The organism is Thermovirga sp., from assembly GCF_017656375.1.
GTDB lineage: Bacteria > Synergistota > Synergistia > Synergistales > Thermovirgaceae > Thermovirga.
In genome coordinates, this window is sequence record NZ_JACDOB010000007.1 from 1 (window position 1) to 19,972 (window position 19,972).

Sequence of the window (19,972 nt, forward strand, 5' to 3'; positions counted from 1 at the left end):
TCCAAAGCATCCAATTGCCCCCTTCTGCCTTTCTGTATTTTAGTTCTATTTCTTTGTATTTTAATATAATAACACATCACTAAACAATCTCGTCAACAAGACATACATTCATAATCCTTGAAGGCTCTTGCAAAGATCAAGGTAGGAGAAATACATAAACACCTACAGAGTTGTTCCATCACCTCCTCGCTCCCCAATCTCGCTCTTCCTTAGAAGGCATTCTGCTTCACCCTACCCTCACGCCGTTTTTCTCAAGGAGCTTTAAAACTTTCTCTTTTTCCAATCTCGAATCCTCTGCCAAAAACTCCACGTCAACTTCAGACAGCTTCTTTTCTTCACCCAAGCTAGAGCAGGCATGTTTTATGTAAGATTCCCTAAGTTTTTCTAGAGACACCTCAGAGCAAACTATTTGTTCTGGGCGCTCTGGTATTATTATGTTTTTGCCTGGCAGTTCATCTTTTGGATTGCCTCTTTTAATCTCTACGCCCATCATCTTCGCAAAGTTCAGTTGGGCATAAGGATGCTTTCCAGCTCCGGTGTACTCTGTTTCATTGACAACCACGATATTGTCCTCAGGCAACGAACGAGCAAGGGAAAAAGCTGCCGTAAGGGACGTGTTGCCGGCAGGGCCTCTCTCTAAACCTTCCAGCTGGGCAAGAGCTTCGGTAATGTAAAAAACAGACCCTTGAGTTACAGTCACATAACCATCAAGATACCTGAGCACTCGGGCCGCATTGCGAGGCACATCGGAGCGATCAGGCCAAACTGCAAAAGGAATTCCAAATCCTGTATGCCCTGTGGTAAAAGACTTTCTGTTGAAATCCCTGTCGGATGCCATGTGCAGCCCCTGGAGATTCACACTTGCCCCTATTATCTTGGTATTAGGGCTTTTTGCCTTCAGAACACCTCTAGCAGTCCCGGTAGTTATACCTCCTCCGGCATGAGTACTAACTATGTAATCTGGATCCTTGCCGACAAGCTCTCGAACCTGCTCCACTATCTCCGTGCCTAATGTCTCTATACCGGCAATGGAAAAAGGAGTATACAAGGAAGCATTAAAATAGCCTGTGTCTTCCAACACCAAGAGGAACATATAAAATAGCTCTGGCCCTACTGAAAGCTGCAAAACCTCTGCGCCGTAAGCTTCACACGCCCTTCCCTTTTCAGCTATCTCCGGCTGCTCAAAGCCTTTGCTGTCAAACATTTCCTGGACGATTATGCACCCCAGGTTGCTCCTGGCAGCCTGACTGGCCACAGCTGCCCCATAATTGCCGCTCGTAGCAGCCACCACACCTGGATATCCTTTTCTTTTCGCATGAAACACTGAAAGGGAAGCCCTTCGGTCTTTAAAGGACCTTGCAGGGTTGTTTGCCTCGTCTTTTACGAAAATTCTGGCTCCATAACCAGGCTCTGAAAGCCTTCTCACCAAGGCAGTAAGGTTTTTAAGCTCTATAAGTGGGGTGTTGCCAACATTGGCTTCTTTTTGGATTTTCTTCACTTCTTGGATGGAATAGCCTGTTTCTTCCATCATTTTTTCATAGTCAAAAGCAAGGCGGCCAAGACTGTACTTGCTGTAGTCGATACCTACAGATGCCCTCATTATCTCTGCCCGTCTATCCATGACGCTTTTATAGTCTCTAGGCTTCATCTTGGCCAACCCCCTTTAGAATGCGCCTGAGCTCTTCTCCAACACCCCTCAGCTCCGCCGGTGGGGGACCATAGCTTATGTCATATGATGGGTTAACTGCCACAAGTGTTCCTTCCAGAACTCTGCCCACGGCAGTTCGTATAGTTACCAACTCCCCCAAAGAAGCTTCCTGGTTCAACAATATTCCTTTTACCTTCATTTCAAGAGGAACTTGAGCTGTATCTTCTGGCACCTGCGGGGCTCTTTGCCCTGCGGGAAGGACAATCTGGTGAATTTGAACCCAGTCGCCTTTTCTGGCCTTATCTGACATATTCACACCTCCAAAATTTCGAAATAAGCCACAAACAAAGTTAAGGAAATGTTTTTTATTTAACAAAGCAAAGAGACAAACACAAACGCCCCGTTTGTTTGTATAATATGCAATATCACAGACCCTATGTCAAAGGTTTAAACTAAATTATACTGTATACGAAAAGGGGGTGCCGTACCATGTTTCGCATAATGGCGGCAAAAAAGGTGAATCTAGCTAACCTCCCAACCTCTCTACATCCTCTACCAAAGGTCTCATCCTGGTTGGAAGGTCCGGAAATTTGGGTTAAGAGGGATGATCTTACAGGTTGTGCTCTTTCTGGCAACAAGGTCAGAAAGCTGGAATATGTAATCTATGACGCTATAAAAAAGAAATCAGATGTCCTCATAACGTGCGGAGGAATTCAATCCAACCATGCAAGGGCTACGGCCGTTGCAGCCGCGAAAGTAGGCCTTAAATGCCATCTCGTCCTTTCAGGACAGCTGGAGGATGTGCCTGATGGTAACACATTCCTTGATTTTCTCTTCGGTGCCAAAGTAACGTTCCTGGAAGGCGCAAATCTTTCTGAAATGGACCAAGCCATGGAAGACGTTGCACAAACGTATATAAAAGAAGGCAAAAAACCTTATGTAATACCTCTCGGAGCATCTAGCCCCCTAGGCGCTTTAGGCTACATAGGAGCGGCAACCGAAATAACGATGCAAGCAGGCGAGCTAAGAGAAAAATTTGACTACGTAGTTGTGCCCTGCGGCTCTGCAGGCACCCTTGCCGGACTGGCAATTGGCTTCTCCTACCTGAACCCCCAGACTGAAATTTGGGGAATAAGTGTAAGCTTCAAAGAAAACTGGATAAGGGAAAAGGTCACATCCCTTGCCCAAGAAACAAAAGAGCAATTTCTGCCGGAACTTGCCACACCAATTACCAACTTCCGAGTTTTAGACAACTACATAGGTGAAGGATACGGCGAAACCACCCCAGAACAACTCAAGATGATACAGCAAATAGCTTCTCTGGAGGGTTTGGTATTGGACCCTGTATATACGGGCAAAGCATTCTGGGGACTAAAGGAAGAGATCCGAAAAGGTACTCTAAAAAAAGGCCAGAAAGTCCTTTTCGTCCACACAGGAGGCATCTTCGGCCTCTTTGCAAACCATTATCGAAAAATGTTGGCGCGTAACATTTTTGATTTGAAAATTCAAAACTACATACACCTTGACAAAAATGACTGAAGTAAATAGACTTCTCTTCAATATATAGGGCAATAGATAATAATGTATGGTATTTTAATTGTGGGGGGCTAAAGCATGGACTGGAAGGAATTGAGAAAATTTGCTAGGAAAAACATAGAGAAATCGTGTCAGATAATTGAAAAAGATGAAAAGCTTCTCCCGGAAGCTGTGGCTATAAAGTACTTCCCCACTGTTGTAGAGAAGGCAAAAGGTGCAGAAATTTGGGATGTTGACGGTAATCGTTTTATAGATTTTTTATCCAGCGCCGCTGTATATAACGTTGGACACAGCCACCCAGCCGTAGTGGAAGCCGTAAAAAAACACGTCGAAAAGATCCAAAATTATACCATCGTATATTTTTACAACGAGGAACCAGTGAAACTGGCGGAGCTTCTAACCCAATCTACTCCCGGAAGCTTTCCTAAAAAAGTCGCTTACGGCTTTTCTGGCTCAGACAGTGTAGATTCTGCCATAAAGGCTGCCAGGGCTTTCACAGGGAAAAAATATATAATAAGCTTCAAACATTCCTATCACGGCATGACCTATGGCTCTTTGTCGGCCACAGGAATAATAGACCAAGACTCAAAGAAGATTATTTGTCCAGATGAGCACATCGCCTTTGCAGAGTATCCTGACCCATATCGCAACAGTTGGGACATAGATGGCTATACCGAACCAGAGCTTCTTTCCAGAAAAGCCCTATTGCAAATAGAAAAGATGATAGACGACCTCAACGGCGACGTTGCAGGTGTAATTATTGAGCCAGCGCAGGGCGACGGGGGAATGATATTCCCACCTGTAGAGTTCATGAAAGGCCTTAGGACTTTGACTGAAGAAAAGAACATAGTTTTCATTGACGAGGAAGTACAAACCGGCATGGGCCGCAGCGGCAAGATGTGGGCGATAGAACATTATGGTATAGCCCCCGATATAATTGTATCAGCAAAGGCATTAGGTGGAGGCATGCCCCTGGGAGCCGTAATAGGGCGGGCTGAAATAATGGACTCTGTTCCTGTGCCATTTTTCGCCTACACTCATTCGGGACATAGCGTAAACTGTGCAGCAAGTATAGCCGTAATGGAAATTATAAGAAAAGAAAATCTCCTGAAACAAGCGGAAGAAAAAGGGCTTTCCCTTAAAAAATGGTTCCAAGAAAAAACATCCCAGTATCCATTCATAGGCGACGTTAGAGGGAAAGGCCTTCTTATGGGCGTAGAGATAGTAACCGACAAAATAACCAAAACTCCAGATAAATCCATGGCCCTAAAGATATCCTGGGCAGCATGGGAGCGAGGCTTGATACTGATAACTTTCGGCAAGAATGGAAATGTCCTACGAGTAGCTCCCCCTCTCAACATCCCTGACGAGCTGCTGAAGGAAGCTCTCGAGATAATAGATGCTTCCTTTAAGGATGCGGCAGAAGGTAGGGTTCCCGACGAGATACTGCCGTGCCTGAAAGGATGGTAAATCCTCACTTCCACACTTCTCTTCTCTGCCTGCGGTCCCGGTTACCCCACCGGGACCTTTTTTATCAAGGTCAAGCCCCGCTCAAATTTAAAAGCCTCCTATATACGAACGTAACCGCCAGAAACGTAACAGGCACCGTAACTACTACCCCTATCCCGAAAAGAAACGCCCCACCCAAATTGGCCAAAATCACAAGAACATCCAACATAAAAAGCTCCCAACGGTTTCCTCTCGTAAGGGAAGCGCTCTCTTTCAAAGCTTCAATGGGACCTACAGCCCTATCCAAGACAAGATAAGGGGCAAATTGGAAAACCACTCCAAGGTAAAGCCCAGGCACAACAAAGACCATAAGCCCTAACCCCAGCATCAAACCATACAAGGTGGTTACCACAAAATAAGGCACAAACCTTTTAAACAAGCCGCTGAAGGCCAACAATGATGCCTTACCATAGTCAAAAATATAAAGGCAAGCACTTAACACGGCCATGGCGGTCAGTATTCTCCATAAGGATGAGGCCAGCTTCACCACGTTCCACAGGAAACTAGCCTCTTCCCATCTCTTTGAAGCTGCCTCCAGTAAAAGCAAAGGGAAAAGAGAAATAGCAAAAAGTGCAGTAAAGAAAAAGAAATTCCTCACAAAGGCTTCCCAGCCGTAGGAAAAAGCATCTTTTATGGCGATCTTACCACTCATCAGCCAGTATATTCCTTCGCTACCTCTTCTCCTTTAAGAACTCGCAATGCTCCTTCCGCTAGAGCTTGCATCTCATCCTCACCTGGATACACCTTAACAGGAGCTATGAAGGAAACCCTCTCTGTAATTTCTCCAGTAAAACGCTTACTGTAAGCAAGCCCTCCAGTTAAAACCACAAGGTCAACCCTGCCACTTAAGGCCGCAGCGCGGGAAGCAATCTCCTTTGCCACCTGATAGGCCATGGCTTTAAAAATAAGTTCGGCATGTTTGTCACCTTCGTCAATGCGCCTTTCTACTTCTCTTAAGTCATTGGTTTTAAGGTGCGCCACAAGGCCACCTTTGCCTGTCAGTTTCCTCAGCAGCTCGGCCATCTCCACCTTACCGCTGAAAGCATACTTAACCAGCTCGCCCGCTGGAAGGGAGCCAGCTCTCTCCGGGGAAAAAGGGCCCTCCCCATCAAGGGCGTTATTTACGTCTATGACTCTACCCTTTTCATGGGCACCAACGGAAATCCCACCGCCCATATGGGCGACCACAAGGTTCACTTCCTCGTATTTTTTGCCAAGTTCTGCAGCAGCGCGCCTGGCAACTGCCTTTTGGTTCAATGCATGAAAGATGGATTTGCGGTCAATGCCAGGAAGGCCGGACAGCCTAGCCTCCTCCATCATCTCGTCCACTACGACAGGGTCAACTATGAATGCCCTTTTGCCTCCAGCTTCTTCCGCTAGATGTTTGGCAAGAGGAGCCCCTAGGTTGCTAGCATGAGAGCCATACTTGCAAGATCTCAAGTCCTCAATCATCTTCTCGTTGATGTTGTACGTCCCTCCAGGAATAGGGCGTAGCAGGCCACCTCTTCCCACAAAGGCATCTATGAAAGTTATATCCTCTCCATGCTTTCCAAGGGCCTTTTTGATCTCTTTGAGCCTAAAGGGCTCCTGGGCAGGTATACCGGGGTAGTGACTCAAGACATCCACGTCATACCGCTGCGTCTCGCTCCATTTCTCCTCTTCGTTCTCGAAAAGGGCAATCTTCGTGCTAGTAGAACCGGGATTTATCGCTAAAATTCTAAAAAAGCCCATACTCTCATCCCTCCAAGTGAAAAGAAGAGGGCCGGCACAGGCCAGCCCTTATAAGATTTCAACCACTACTTATTCTGATATACCGAAAGAGCAACCGCTGAAGCGATGGAAAGAAGTTTTGTCTCTGGAGTATCAGACCTGCTGGTCAACACTACCGGAGCCTTTGCACCCAGAACAAGCCCAGCAGTCTTATTGTTGCTAAAGTAAACTATTGCCTTCGCCATCATGTTGCCAGCCTCTATATCGGGAACTAGCAGTATGTCCGCTTTGCCTGCAACTTCTGAGACAATACCTTTGTGCTTCGCTGATTCCTCGCTTATCGCGTTATCAAGGGCGAAGGGGCCATCCACTATGCAGCCTTTAATCTGCTTGCGGCGATTCATCTGGGAAAGTGCCGCAGCATCCAGGGTACAAGGCATATCTGGATTTACTACCTCAACTGCAGCTAAAACAGCCACCTTTGGCATTTCTATACCGAAAGCATGGGCTAGCTGGACAGTATTATTTAAAATGTTGACTTTGGTTGGGAGGTCCGGGTACATGTTGAAAGCCGGATCACAAATGAAAAAGAGCCTGTCGTAGCCCTCTACTTGGTGAATATATACGTGGGAAAGGGTTCCACCTGTGCGAAGCCCTACTTCCTTGTTCAGTACCCCTCTGAGGAAATTGGCAGTTGAGATCATACCCTTCATCAAGATGTCTGCCTTGCCAGATGAGACCAATTTTACGGCTTCCAGGCTAATTTCCTTCTGGCCACCTTTTACATCCACTACTTCATAGTTGCCCAGGTCAACACCCATAGAATCGGCTACTTCTTTGAGCTTGTCCGCGTTACCCACGAGGAACGCTTCAGCTACACCCTCTTTCCTGGCATTCTCAACGGCCTCAAGGACCTCAGGATCCTCTGCCAAAGCGACAGAAATTTTCTTAGGACCTACTTCTTTCGCATAAGCAAGAAGCTCTACAAGGGACTTAATCTGTTTCATCTATGGAACCTCCTTGTGAAATATAATTTATTATACGAGACAATATATTATCAAAATACAAATAAATATCTATCACATTTATATCTTGCTGGCCAAAACAGCCCCTAGTGCTATGGAGCGCAATTTGGTTGCTGCAGAATCGAACCGGCTCGTTAGAACTACAGGAGTTTTTGCCCCTAAAATAACTCCTGCTCCTACCCCACCAGACATATACATCATCACTTTGCCCATCATGTTACCTGCCTCAATGTCTGGCACTAACAATATATCGGCCTTGCCAGCAACCTCAGATACAATACCTTTATGTCTTGCCGATTCTTCACTTATGGCATTATCGAGAGCAAGAGGGCCATCTACTATGCAGTTTTTTATCTGGCCGCGAACGTTCATCTGCTTCAAAGCCGCAGCGTCCAAGGTACAAGGCATATCAGGGTTGACTACTTCCACGGCAGCCAGCACTGCAACCTTGGGACACTCGACACCAAGCTTCCTGTAACATGATACGGCGTTTTCTATGAGTGCCTTTTTCGTGTTTAAATCAGGATACATGGTCATGCCGCCATCTGTTAGAGATACGACTCTGCCTAACTTGGGAATATAAAAAAGGAAAAGATGGGACAATATAGCTCCCGTTCTGAGTCCCCACTCCTTGTTCAAAACAGCTTTGAGCAACGTAGCAGTCTTTACATTACCCTTCATGAGAAGATCCGCTTCTCCCGAAGAGACAGCCTTGACTGCTTTTTCCGCTGCATCCTTCTCACTAGAGCAGGGAACCTTTGCAAAATCGGACAAATCAATGCCCAATTCAGCAGCAATGGCACCTATTTTGCCCAAATCACCAAACAAAACAGGCTCAACCACTCCCTCTTTGGCCGCATCCCAAACAGCTTCAAGCACGTCCACTCCCTGTGCTGCGGCCACCGCCAAGCGCATCTTCCTGCCAGCTTTACTTTCTGAAATCAAAAACTCCAAATCTTTAAAGGACACTTTTTACGCCTCCCGCCTTTTTATGGAATCACCGTAAATTCTTGGCTCTTCCTCACCTCTGAGCACCCTTAGTGCTCCTTCTGCGAGAGCTCTCATCTCATCCTCTCCAGGATATCTCAAAACAGGAGCAATCCACTGTACCCTTTCCTGGACAAGGGCAACAAAGTCACTGTCGTGAGCTACTCCCCCTGTTACCAAAATAGCATCCACCTTACCCTTCAACGTTGCAGCATAACTGGCTATCTCTTTGGCTACCTGCAGAGCCATGGCCCTGTACACCAATGAGGCTTTTTCGTCTCCTTCTGCTATACGCTTCTTTACTTCCCTGACATCACTGGTTCCCAAATATCCCATTAGCCCGCCGTTGCCGACCAACTTCCTTCTTACGTCTTTCATGGTGTGCTCTCCGCTAAAACACAGCCTTACAAGGTCACCAGCAGGCACCCCTCCTGCCCTTTCCGGAGAAAAGGGCCCGAACTCATTGGCGTTGTTAAGGTCGACCATGCGACCTCCCGTGTGGGCACACACGGTAATGCCACCGCCAAGATGAGCCACTATGACATCAAGTTCATCCCATTTTCTCCCGAGGTCCTTCGCTGCCTTTCTCACGGTAGCCTTGACGTTAAGGGCATGGGCCAAGGATCTTTTAGGAAGTTCAGGAAGGCCTGTTATTCTGGATATGTCATCCAGTTCGTCCACTGCTACGGGGTCCACTATAAATGCAGGTATGTCTCTTTTGGAAGCTATAGAGTGAGCCAATATACCTCCAAGATTTGAAGCATGTTCCCAAGGTTTCCCTCTTCTCAAATGTTCTAGCATGAGATCATCTACTACATAGGTCCCTCCAGGAATAGGTTCCAATATCCCTCCTCTTCCTACCACAGCAGATAAATCATCTAAATTGAATCCTTTTCCTTCCACTGTTCTCAAAACCGTAGATAGCCTGTACTCATACTGACTAGCAACTGACTGAAAAGAAGCTATTTCCTCGGGGTTGTGAGATATAGACTCCTGCCATACCTTCTCTTCATCCTTAAACCACGCTATTTTCGTACTGGTAGATCCTGGATTGATTGCCAAAACTTGAAAAGACATACTCCCCACTCCTCCATTTTCTGCACCATACAATCAAATGGGCGGGAAATTCAATATCCCGCCCTAAATTACGACAATGCTCTGAAGTTTTTATAGATCGTCTCTTCGGACCAATTGCGGAATATGGCACGTTACGCCTTATTATATAGGATAACCTTCTTTTTTGACGAGATCCATGAACAAGCTGCGCAATTTTCTGGTTATTGGCCCAGGCACACCGTCTCCAATCTTTCTGGAATCGACTTCTACCACAGGAATAACTTCTGCCGCTGTTCCTGTGAAGAATATCTCATCAGCAGTGTAAACGTCAAAGCGGTTCATAAATGTCTCTTCAACAGGTATACCCTCTTGCTCAGCCAATTCCATTATGGCCTTTCTGGTAACGCCTTTCAGTATGCCCACTGCCGGGTGAGGCGTCTTAAGGACTCCATCTTTCACGATAAAGATGTTGTCTCCAGTCCCCTCAGTTACATATCCTTCCCTGCTCATACATATGGCTTCCAAGCAACCTGCAGTGATAGCCTCTATCTTGGCCATAATGTTGGGAAGATAATTGTTGCTTTTTACCTGAGGGGCCAAAACTTCACCATAGTTTCTCCTTGTGGCAGCGGTAATGGCCTTGAGCCCCTTTTCATAAAATTCCTCAGGATAAAGGGCAATCTTGTCAGCAATGCATATAATGCTTGAATTGCCATGGCATTTTCTGGGATCAAGCCCCAAATCTCCTACGCCTCGGCTTACTACAAGCCTGATGTAAGCATCCTTGAGATTGTTCTGCCTGCAGCTTTCCGCTACAACTTCCATCATTTCCTTTTTGGGCATCTCTATCTCGAGCCAAATAGCCTTCGCAGAGTCGTATAACCTGTCAATGTGCTCTTCCAATCTAAAAACCCGGCCATTGTAAGCTCTTATACCCTCAAATACCGCATCTCCGTAAAGAAATGCATGATCAAATACCGAAACCTTTGCTTCCTCTTTGGGCACGAACTTGCCGTTCATATAAACCACTGTCATACTCTCAACCCCCTCAAAATGGTAAGACGTTCAAAAACAGCTTTATTATAAACTAAAACTGAATCCTTATGGGCACTTCAAGCACCAAATATTTGATTTTTGTCGTATACTATACTATTAATACCTGGAAAAACAACTCATAGAACCCCTCAAGGAGGATTGACAATGAATTTTTGTTATATAGATGGCCTTTACAGAAAACCTTCTGAAGCATATATACCTGTAACTGACTTGGCAATTCAAAGAGGCGTGGGGGTATTTGAAACCATACGCACATATAACAGGCGCCCTATGGCCCTTTCCATGCATTTGGAGCGGCTTCAGGAGTCAGCGCGAAGGTGCGGAATAGCCATGCCTCTAGACATAGAGGAGATGAATAAGATAATTCGAAATGGGCTAAGCCGTTTCGAAGAGGATGCAAGAGCCAGGCCATACATAACAGGGGGTGATATTGAAGTAGCGGGACAATTCCCTGAGGGACGGTTTTTTGTCTTCTTTGAGCCCCTAAATCCTCCTGAAGACAGGCTTTACAAGGAAGGTGTAACCCTGCTCCCTATAAATATGGAAAGGCCTTTACCTCACATAAAGAGCATTAACTACCTTCAGGGTTACCTACCATTGCGGGATGACCCTGAGGCTATAGAAATACTCTATTGCCCAAATGGCGAAATAACTGAAGCCTCCCACAGCAACGCCTTCATGGTTAAAGGAAAAGAAATAATAACCGCACCAACAAGCAGGGTTTTAGCAGGAACCATGAGGAATATGGTAATAGAAATTGCAAAAGAAGCCGGGTTTGTCGTAAGGGAACGCTGCCCCCTTGTGGAAGAACTCCCAGAGGCAGCTGAATTTTTCATAACCGGAAGCGTAAAAGAGATAATGCCGGTAGTAAAAGTTGGGGAAACACTCATAGGAAAGGGAAGGCCTGGCCCCGTCTCGCAAATGCTTAGGCATTTGTATCTACAGAACCTTAAAAGATGGTTAGAGTGATATTCTTACTATCACAAGGAAATATCATACTTCACCAAAAGCGTACTTAGTTTATCAATCTTTTCGTTGGCCTCTTGTGGTTTTTTAGTACCTAAAGCAGCTACCAATGCATCGCATATTGTCAAAAGAGAGCTTGAACTGTAATGTGGAGTATTCTGAGGTGCCAACAAAAGTTCGGTTGCAAGTGGTGCTGCAGCGCTAGACAAACTATTTGTTATAAGCACCACCGGAATATTGTTGTCGTGCGCGTATTTGACACAAGTTATTGTTCTTTTCGTATAATGTGGGCTTCCCGCCATAAGAGCTATCAATGCGTCTTCTTTTCCCATATCGAGCATAACATCTAGGATTGTATCGGAGCCAGTAGCATCGACCAGGAATACATCCCTCCAAAATTGCTGAAGCAAAGCATGCAAATATAAGGCTATTCCTTTTGTAGACCTCAAGCCCACTATATAAATCCTTCTAGCAGAAACCAATAATTCCACGGCTCGTGGGAAATGCACCCTGAGATCCGGAGTGTTCATGCTTCTTAGATTTCGTATGTTTTCTTCTATAACCATATCTAAAATGTTATTTTCATCAGCTTCCGCAAATGTATCTTTCAATCTATCCAAAGGAGGGATACTTGTCTTTGTTAAAACTTCTTGAAGTTTATCCCTCAATGCTATATATGAAGCAAATCCCAAGCTCGCAACAGCCCTAAAAACCGTAGCGTGGCTAGTCCCTGATTCTCTGGCAAGCTCTTCCGCACTTAAAAAGGCTGCTTTTTGATAATTGTTCAAAATATAATCACAAACCAGCTGCTGTTTTTGAGGCAAATCTTTGCTTTTAGCTCTTATATACTGGAAAACACCTCCTGCATATCCCTCCAGGACGGCTTTTTTGCCTTTTACACTCACTGATTTCTCCTTTCTTCTACCCATTCAATAAACTCCTCTCAATATAATCATGTGAATACATTATGCAATATTGTTTTGATTTTCTCAACATTGACCTACAAAATAGATTTTGTTAAATTGTATACTGATACTGTTATGTGTCAATACACTGAAACTTGTTATTTAAATATGTCAATCTCTACTTGTACAAATTTGTATTCTACAACAAATACCAAAAAAAGGAGGCGATGGAATTTGCGATTGAGGAAGTTGGCAACATTGTTTTTGCCTTTTACTCTATTAGAGGTAGCAGGAGCTGCGTCGGTAGTTGAGAGGCTTTCTCTGGCTCCAGGCGAAACGGCAGGAATATATTATCTCATAAGCTCTGCTATAGCATCTATCATCAACAAATAGGTCGCCCCTTTTGAGGTTTAGGGTTCTGTTTTTCTTAAGCCTCAAAGCATCAGATAGAACTCAACATCTGGAAATGGACAAGTATTTATTGAGGAGGAAACCTTTCTGTGAAAATAACAAGTATGGAAATATTTGAAATCGTAGTTCCTCTAAAAGACAAATATACCCTTTCGAAAGTCATAGGGTCTAAAAGCTCCACAGAGTGCGTACTGGTAAAAATTGACACTGACGAAGGCATCTACGGAATAGGAGAAGCCGATCCCCATGTCCCATTTACAGAGGAATCCATGGAAAGCATAACCTATTGCATACTCAACTATTTGTCCCCATTGGTCATCGGCCAGGACCCTGAAAACATCGAAGGCATCAATTCACTTATGGATCAAGGCGTAAAGCTTAACCTGATGGCAAAGGGAGCCATCAACATGGCCTGCTACGACATCTTGGGCAAGAAGAGGAACATTCCAATATACGAAATGTTCGGAGGCAAAATTAGAGACTTTATCCCTTTGGCATGGTCCGTGGGCAATTCTCCTCCGGAACAAACTGTCAAAGATGTACAAAAAGCACATGACGAAGGTTTTAAAACCATAATGATAAAAACAGGGCATTTTGCTCCCCACACCGATATTGAGCGAATAAGACTTGTTCGAAATACTTACCCAAATATAAAAATAATAGTAGACGTAAATCAGGGATGGGACGTAGAAACGTCCATAGAAGTTGGGCGCAAAATTGCTCCCCTTGACATATATTTCTTGGAACAGCCTGTGCCTTACTGGGATATTGAGGGCCTTGCGAAGATTAAAAAATCCATTCCGATCCCAATTTCAGTAGATGAATCTCTCCTTACTCTCCACGATGCACGCAGAATAATTCGCGAAGGCGCTGCAGATATTTTCAGCATAAAAGTTTCAAAAAACGGTGGAATATCGAGGGCACAAAAGTTAATTAAAATTGCTGCAGAAAACGAAATAAAATGCTGGATGAACTCAATGTTAGAAGAAGGAATAACCCAGGCAGCAAGCCTTCATCTTGGACTCAGCACTCCTAATCTACTTGACGGAGGCCATGCGTATTTTTCTCCACTGCGTCTCGCTGCTGATATCTCTACATATTCAGAAAACATCCAAGATTTAAAAATTTACCCTCCGACAAGACCAGGGCTGGGAATTGATTTAAAAACTGAGACGATCAATAGGTTCTTGAGAAACAAATACAACTTCTCTGCCACAAACTCAGCATATCGATGAAAGGTATAATCTTTAATTTGACACCCCCCTGCACGGAAAGCTAGGTATACATTATACAATATTGCTCCAATCTTCACAATATTGACCCCGGTGATTAATTTTGTTAAATTGCATACTGAAATACCTTAGTTTCAATATCATAAAAGTTGATACTTGAATGTATCAAAAGGAGGCGACGGAAATTGAATTTAAGAAAGTTAGCGGCATTGTTTTTGGTTGTTGCTCTGTTAGGAGTAACAGGAGCGGCGTCGGCAGCAGAGAGACTATCTCTGGCTACAGGTGGAACGGCAGGAACGTATTATCCCATAGGCTCTGCTATAGCATCTATCATCAACAAACACGTCCCAGGTGTAGAAGTCACTGCAGAATCAACCGGTGCTTCCGTGGCAAACTTAAAAATGCTTCGTAACAAACAGGTAGATCTTATGTTAGGAGCAGCCAATACATCTTGGGGAGGATATAATGGCTTGCCCCCCTTCGAGAAAAAACCTGTCAAGAACATTCGCGGAATAGCATGCCTCTATCCCGAAACATTCCAGTTTATTGTCTTAAAGAATTCAGGACTTAAAACTATTTACGATCTTAAAGGCAAAAAAGTTGCAGTAGGAGCTGCAGGCAGCGGAACGGAGAGAACTGCAAAAATGGTATTAGAAGCACACGGGCTAACCTACAAAGATATAGATGAACAATTCCTGAAATTCGGAGAGGCAGTTACGGCCTTGAAAGATAGACTAATCGACTGTGCTATCGTTGGATCTGGTATCCCAACTTCAGCTGTTGTAGATGCTTCAACCACATTAGACATCGCCATGTTGGAAGTTGACGAACAAGTTATGAAAGAATTTCTTGCTGACAGGCCTTACCTTATGCTCTACAAAATACCGGCTGGCGTTTATCGCGGCATAGACAAAGAGGTTCTTACAGTTGCAAGTCCAGCTATCTTTAGTGCAGAAGCAAGCTTGAGTGAAGAGACAGTATATAAAATCACCAAAGCTCTTTTTGAACACCTCGACGAACTAGCTGCAGCACATGTCCAGGGCAAGAATATAAAGCTCGAAACCGCGTTGAGCGCTATGTCTGTTCCTCTTCATCCAGGAGCCGAAAAATATTACAAAGAAGTTGGTCTTCTGAAGTAATCAGCAATATCACGTTGGTCTCAAATACGCAGAGCGGGGGCACTCCTGGGAAAGCCCCCCGCTCTTAAAAAGGATGGTGCCGTTTGTGACTCGTAAGAAAATTATAACATTTTTCCTAATATCTCTCTTTCTTTTTGGTATCGCCTCAATTCTTTTTCATAACGTGATCATACTTGAAATCACGAATTATGAGAACGGCTCAACTTTGTACAGAAAGCAAGTTCCACCTGGATATTCATTTGCCACGTTGATTCGCCATTCAGTCCACTTAACGCCCGTATATGAATACTACCGTATAGACGAAAACGGAAGGATAATCTTGGAATCCACCAAACTCCAAGATTTAGGATGGGGTGTACCCTCGACATTCACAGAACCTTGTAGGTTTGAAGGTGGATTTCTCATTATCGAAGGTTTTAAAAAACCTTTGGATTTTATTCCTTTCAGAGTTAGCTATATAGCACAACCGCACCTATTATTAGATGGGGGGAAACGAAACGTGGACTTGAAATGCGTGGTTAATGACGAAGAAAGAATTGATATATCCGCAAACAAAGATCCTTTGTGGAAAGTTCTTATTAGAGGTGAGGTCGATGTTCTTCCTAAATAGAAAGAAAAGGCAACAAACTACTGTAGACATAGAAGAGTTGAACAAAAAGCTAGATAACAAACGAAGCTTGACTGGAATTGCTGCAAAAATATGTTTCTTTTTAGCTATTTGCATGTCCATATTTCATTTATATACATCTGGCTTCGGGATGCTTCCGCAAATGCAGCATAGAGCTATCCACTTGGCGTTCGCCCTGTCTCTTACATTCTTTATCTATCCTTCATCTGATAAGTACAGAGAAAAAGTCCCTTGGTTCGATTGGGTAGTTATCGTTTTTTCATTGGGAGTTGGTGCTTATCTAGTCCTCGACTATATGAATATTGCCATGCGCGCCGGTGACCCACTAACTAGGGATCTGGTTCTAGGTGGTTTTACCATATTGATAGTAATGGAAGCCACCCGTCGAAGCATGGGATGGCCATTGGTAATAGTAGCATCTTCCTTCTTGCTCTATGCCCTACTAGGGCATCTCATTCCTGGAAATCTGGGGCATAAACAATACGGGCTTTCAAGAATTATCGAACACATGTTCCTCACGAGTGAAGGAATTTATGGTGTTGCTATTTACGTCACTTCCACTTTCGTGTTTGTTTTCATATTGCTTGGTTCATTCCTCATAGAAACGGGCGGAGCGCAAGCCTTTATAGACCTCGCTTTTTCCCTTACAGGCCGTTACCGTGGTGGCCCCGCAAAAGCAGCCGTCGTAGGAAGCGGATTAATGGGAACTATCTCCGGAAGCTCTTTTGCAAATGTCGCAGGTACGGGAACTTTCACAATCCCATTGATGAAAAGCGTAGGTTACAAACCCGAATTTGCCGGAGGTGTAGAAGCAGCAGCGTCATCTGGAGGTCAAATTATGCCACCTATTATGGGTGCTGCAGCATTCATAATGGCAGAAATGACCGGTGTACCGTATGGTAAGCTTATTGTTCACGCGGCTATTCCAGCCGTCTTATACTATCTTTCTGTTTTTCTAATGGTCGATTTCGAAGCTGCAAAAATGGGCCTAAAGGGACTCAGAAAAGATCAATTGCCAAGCTTTATAGAAACGTTAAAAAAAGGCGGGTTCTTACTTCTCGCCCCATTAAGCATAGTTTACATGCTACTGGCAGGCTACTCACCTATTAAAGCGTCATTTAGTGCAGTTATGCTGGTCATAGTTGCAAGTTTCATAAGGAAAGAAACACGATTGACTCCTAAAAAATTCCTACGAGCTCTTGAAATGGGTGCCAGAGGAGCACTAAGCGTAATTGCAGCATGCGCCGTGGCCGGCCTAATAGTAGGCACCGTAACCCTTACAGGATTAGGCTTAAAATTTGCAGACCTTATAATAGCTCTCTCTAAAGGATCACTTTATCCTGCTCTTGTGTTGACAATGCTCGCTTCAATAATTATGGGTATGGGAATGCCCACAACTGCCCTTTACATTATTCTTGGCTCCATGGTGGCACCAGCATTGGTGAAAATGAATGTTCCAATAGTGGCAGCACACCTTTTCATCTTCTATTTTGGGTGTATGGCTTCCGTTACACCACCTGTAGCCCTCAGCTCCTATCTAGCTGCAGCGATAGCGAAGGGGGACGCAGTAAAAACAGCTCTAAATGGTCTACGATTAGCCTCTGCAGCATTCATACTTCCCTTTATATTTGCTCTTGAACCCAAACTACTTCTTATAAACGCTTCCTTCTCTTCCGCTACAATAGCTACGATAACGGCAATCCTTGGAGTAGTAGCCATGGCATCATGTCTAGAAAACTACTTCTTCGGACCTTTAAACATTTTTCAAAGAATTCTCATGGGCATAGCGGCCTTGGCCATGATGTATCCAGAGATATACTCAGATTTATTAGGTCTTGGGCTTATCCTGTCAATTTATTTCATGCAGAAAATAATTAAGGCAAAAAACGCGACCTCTTTCCCTTTAAAAGTTTCAAAAGCTCCTGTAGAGGGGGAAGAGAAAAATGAATAAAATTACCGTTATAGGAGCAGGTAATGGTGGCACTAGTATTGCAGCTTGGCTTTCTTTAAAAGGCTGTAAAGTTAAACTTTACGACAAGTTCGAATCAACTTTAACTGAGATCAGAAATGCTAAAGGCATATTATTAAAGGGGAAAGGAATACGTGGATTCGCACCTATCGAGAAAGCCACATCGAACATAGAAGAAGCGCTTGAAGGCTCAAGCCTTATAATGGTCGTCACTCCTGCCTTTGCTCATGCAGAAATTGCCAAGCTTTGTGCACCTTATCTAGTCAACGGGCAAATAATAATCCTCAACCCTGGGCGAACAGGAGGCGCCATAGAATTTCATAAAGTCGCCACGGAAGTTAATCCTTCGGCATCCTTCACCATAGCGGAAACTCAATCGCTTATTTTTGCCTGTAGAATAACTGGCCCTGCAGAAGCAACTATATATGAAATAAAACGGAAAATGCCTGTTGCCGCCATCCCTACATCGCAGACACAAAAAGTAGCAAACATTCTATCTTCTTACTTCCCTCAAATCCAAGCTGCTCAGAGCGTACTAGAAACAAGTTTATCTAACATAGGAGCTATATTCCATCCAACCCCCACTATATTAAATATTGCAAGAATTGAAGCAAAACACAACTTTGAATATTACCTGCAGGGCATATCACCTTGCGTCTCAAAAATCCTAGAGCGTTTAGACAGTGAAAGAATAGCTTTAGCTTCAAGAATGGGCCTCAATGTACCAAGCGCCAAACAGTGGCTCCAAGAAGTTTACGGTATTCCAATAAAGGACTCCGAAACTCTTTATGAAGCCATACAAAAACAAAAAGCCTATAAAGGCATACTAGCTCCCAAAACGCCTGACGTGAGATATATCACTGAAGATGTTCCCATGAGCCTTGTACCCCTCTCTGAGCTAGCCAAGGTTTTTGAAATAAAAACTCCTGTCATGGATAGCATCATTTGTTTAGCTAACATCATCCATGATTGTGATTATAGAAAAAACGGGAGAAATCTTAAGAAATTAGGCTTAGAGAAAATGACTCCAGATCAAATAATTAATTCTTTTGCACATATAACATCGGAAAGGAAGGTACATAACGATGATAAAAGACAAGCAAGTTAAATTTTTATATCTCAACCAGAAGGAAGTCATCCAATGCGGAGCTTTGGATATGTTCATGGTTATGGGACAAATAGAGAACTTCTTTTCCCTTCATGATAATGGTGAAACCATAATACCAGATAAAGTTACCTTACGTTGGGGAGATGCCTCTTCCGAAGCTGTCACGGGAAGAATAAATGCAATGCCAGGCTTTGTAGGAGGGGAAATAAACACAGCAGGCATAAAATGGATAGGGAGCAAACCCCTCAATCCCACAAAATACGGTTTACCAAGAGCATCAGCTCTAACCATTTTGAACGATCCAGAAACAGGGCTTCCAATAGCTATAATGGACGGAACTATTATAAGCGCCATGAGAACTGGTGCCGTCACAGGCGTAGCGACAAAATATCTGGCTCGAAAAAACTCAGAAAAAGCAGCCTTCATCGGGGCGGGGACACAAAATCATACGCAACTTCAAGCAATTATGACAGCTGTTCCCTCGCTTAAAGAAATCGTGATTTGCGACCTCTCCGAAGACAGACTCAAAAACTTCGTAAACTTAGAAAAAACGAGATGGCCTGAATTATCGATCAAATATACTACCTCAGCAGAAGAAGCCGTTAGGGACTCAGACATCGTTGTCACGGCAACGACAACCTTAAACCCGATAGTCAAGGCTAACTGGATAAAAAACGGTGCTTTCTTAGCAAACGTAGGCAACTATGAATTTGAATTCGACGCAATAAGAAAGGCCAATAAAATCATAGTGGATGACTGGGATGCATTGGTTCACCGTGGAATTCAAACTCCGGCTATAATGGCAAAAGAAGGATTATTGAGCAGAGAAGATATTTATGCAGAACTGGGAGCAATAGTAAACAGAAAAAAAGAAGCTCGACAAAGCGATGAAGAAATTATTTACTTTTGCGCCGTAGGAAACGGAGGAGAAGATGTAGCTGTAGCAAAGAAAATATATGACAAAGCATTGGAAAAGGGACTAGGGACATACTTGATTCTTTGGGATGAGCCCTTCTGGATCTAAGGATTTAAATTAAGAAAAAGCGAAATGATAACGGCTTTTCGATCATTTCGCTTTTTCTTTCTC

At 44.0% G+C, this 19,972-nt stretch carries 19 protein-coding genes; 10 read left to right on the plus strand and 9 right to left on the minus strand.

What is annotated here, in order from left to right:
- Nucleotides 1-226 precede the first annotated feature (226 nt).
- Nucleotides 227-1,648: a 2-amino-4-oxopentanoate thiolase subunit OrtB gene (gene ortB / locus H0Z23_RS03755; RefSeq protein ID WP_296867632.1), complete on the minus strand. Its 1,422-nt coding sequence runs from the start codon at nucleotides 1,646-1,648 to the stop codon at nucleotides 227-229.
- Nucleotides 1,638-1,958 (minus strand): 2-amino-4-oxopentanoate thiolase subunit OrtA, encoded by a 321-nt coding sequence (gene ortA / locus H0Z23_RS03760; protein WP_296867633.1) that lies wholly within the window; start codon nucleotides 1,956-1,958, stop codon nucleotides 1,638-1,640. The genes ortB and ortA overlap by 11 nt, the downstream gene beginning before the upstream one ends.
- Nucleotides 1,959-2,137: 179 nt before the next feature.
- Here ortA and H0Z23_RS03765 point away from each other — a divergent pair, with 179 nt between their 5' ends.
- On the plus strand, nucleotides 2,138-3,187 hold the full coding sequence (locus tag H0Z23_RS03765; RefSeq protein WP_296867634.1) for a D-cysteine desulfhydrase family protein: 1,050 nt from the start codon (nucleotides 2,138-2,140) through the stop codon (nucleotides 3,185-3,187).
- A gap of 75 nt (nucleotides 3,188-3,262) precedes the next feature.
- Entirely contained in the window at nucleotides 3,263-4,654 is a 1,392-nt protein-coding gene (locus H0Z23_RS03770; RefSeq protein ID WP_296867635.1) for an aspartate aminotransferase family protein, read from the plus strand.
- A gap of 70 nt (nucleotides 4,655-4,724) precedes the next feature.
- Here H0Z23_RS03770 and H0Z23_RS03775 read toward each other — a convergent pair whose 3' ends face one another.
- The 6 genes from H0Z23_RS03775 to ilvE all read right to left on the minus strand — a co-directional run bounded on the left by H0Z23_RS03775 (nucleotide 4,725) and on the right by ilvE (nucleotide 10,506).
- On the minus strand, nucleotides 4,725-5,345 hold the full coding sequence (locus H0Z23_RS03775) for a DUF975 family protein (RefSeq protein ID WP_296867636.1): 621 nt from the start codon (nucleotides 5,343-5,345) through the stop codon (nucleotides 4,725-4,727).
- Nucleotides 5,345-6,424 carry a butyrate kinase gene (gene buk, locus H0Z23_RS03780; protein WP_296867637.1) on the minus strand — a complete coding sequence of 360 codons (1,080 nt, stop codon included), beginning with the start codon at nucleotides 6,422-6,424 and terminating at the stop codon, nucleotides 5,345-5,347. Before buk (H0Z23_RS03780) ends, H0Z23_RS03775 begins: the two co-directional genes overlap by 1 nt.
- Nucleotides 6,425-6,489: 65 nt before the next feature.
- Complete coding sequence (ptb, locus tag H0Z23_RS03785) at nucleotides 6,490-7,410, minus strand: phosphate butyryltransferase (protein WP_296867638.1); 921 nt, start codon at nucleotides 7,408-7,410, stop codon at nucleotides 6,490-6,492.
- 78 nt (nucleotides 7,411-7,488) lie between these two features.
- Nucleotides 7,489-8,397: a bifunctional enoyl-CoA hydratase/phosphate acetyltransferase gene (locus H0Z23_RS03790; RefSeq protein ID WP_296867639.1), complete on the minus strand. Its 909-nt coding sequence runs from the start codon at nucleotides 8,395-8,397 to the stop codon at nucleotides 7,489-7,491.
- Nucleotides 8,398-8,400: 3 nt separating this feature from the next.
- Complete coding sequence (gene buk / locus H0Z23_RS03795) at nucleotides 8,401-9,492, minus strand: butyrate kinase (RefSeq protein WP_296867640.1); 1,092 nt, start codon at nucleotides 9,490-9,492, stop codon at nucleotides 8,401-8,403.
- Between the two features lie 141 nt (nucleotides 9,493-9,633).
- On the minus strand, nucleotides 9,634-10,506 hold the full coding sequence (gene ilvE / locus H0Z23_RS03800; protein WP_296867641.1) for a branched-chain-amino-acid transaminase: 873 nt from the start codon (nucleotides 10,504-10,506) through the stop codon (nucleotides 9,634-9,636).
- A gap of 165 nt (nucleotides 10,507-10,671) precedes the next feature.
- On the opposite strand from ilvE, the gene H0Z23_RS03805 reads away from it, so the two are divergent.
- Nucleotides 10,672-11,496 (plus strand): aminotransferase class IV, encoded by an 825-nt coding sequence (locus tag H0Z23_RS03805; RefSeq protein WP_296867642.1) that lies wholly within the window; start codon nucleotides 10,672-10,674, stop codon nucleotides 11,494-11,496.
- 11 nt (nucleotides 11,497-11,507) lie between these two features.
- Here H0Z23_RS03805 and H0Z23_RS03810 read toward each other — a convergent pair whose 3' ends face one another.
- Complete coding sequence (locus tag H0Z23_RS03810) at nucleotides 11,508-12,422, minus strand: MurR/RpiR family transcriptional regulator (RefSeq protein WP_296867643.1); 915 nt, start codon at nucleotides 12,420-12,422, stop codon at nucleotides 11,508-11,510.
- A 210-nt stretch (nucleotides 12,423-12,632) separates the two neighbouring features.
- Between H0Z23_RS03810 and H0Z23_RS03815 the strand changes: the two genes are divergently transcribed.
- The 7 genes from H0Z23_RS03815 to H0Z23_RS03845 all read left to right on the plus strand — a co-directional run bounded on the left by H0Z23_RS03815 (nucleotide 12,633) and on the right by H0Z23_RS03845 (nucleotide 19,909).
- Entirely contained in the window at nucleotides 12,633-12,791 is a 159-nt protein-coding gene (locus tag H0Z23_RS03815) for a hypothetical protein (RefSeq protein ID WP_296867644.1), read from the plus strand.
- Nucleotides 12,792-12,898: 107 nt separating this feature from the next.
- Complete coding sequence (locus H0Z23_RS03820; protein ID WP_296867645.1) at nucleotides 12,899-14,044, plus strand: enolase C-terminal domain-like protein; 1,146 nt, start codon at nucleotides 12,899-12,901, stop codon at nucleotides 14,042-14,044.
- 182 nt (nucleotides 14,045-14,226) lie between these two features.
- Entirely contained in the window at nucleotides 14,227-15,180 is a 954-nt protein-coding gene (locus H0Z23_RS03825; RefSeq protein ID WP_296867646.1) for a TAXI family TRAP transporter solute-binding subunit, read from the plus strand.
- A gap of 85 nt (nucleotides 15,181-15,265) precedes the next feature.
- The gene (locus H0Z23_RS03830) at nucleotides 15,266-15,790 is read left to right on the plus strand and encodes a DUF1850 domain-containing protein (RefSeq protein ID WP_296867647.1); all 525 of its coding nucleotides are present in this window, start codon (nucleotides 15,266-15,268) and stop codon (nucleotides 15,788-15,790) included.
- The gene (locus H0Z23_RS03835) at nucleotides 15,774-17,759 is read left to right on the plus strand and encodes a TRAP transporter permease (protein WP_296867648.1); all 1,986 of its coding nucleotides are present in this window, start codon (nucleotides 15,774-15,776) and stop codon (nucleotides 17,757-17,759) included. The genes H0Z23_RS03830 and H0Z23_RS03835 overlap by 17 nt, the downstream gene beginning before the upstream one ends.
- Complete coding sequence (locus H0Z23_RS03840) at nucleotides 17,752-18,885, plus strand: NAD/NADP-dependent octopine/nopaline dehydrogenase family protein (protein WP_296867649.1); 1,134 nt, start codon at nucleotides 17,752-17,754, stop codon at nucleotides 18,883-18,885. Before H0Z23_RS03835 ends, H0Z23_RS03840 begins: the two co-directional genes overlap by 8 nt.
- On the plus strand, nucleotides 18,863-19,909 hold the full coding sequence (locus H0Z23_RS03845; RefSeq protein ID WP_296867650.1) for an ornithine cyclodeaminase: 1,047 nt from the start codon (nucleotides 18,863-18,865) through the stop codon (nucleotides 19,907-19,909). Before H0Z23_RS03840 ends, H0Z23_RS03845 begins: the two co-directional genes overlap by 23 nt.
- Nucleotides 19,910-19,972: the final 63 nt, after the last annotated feature.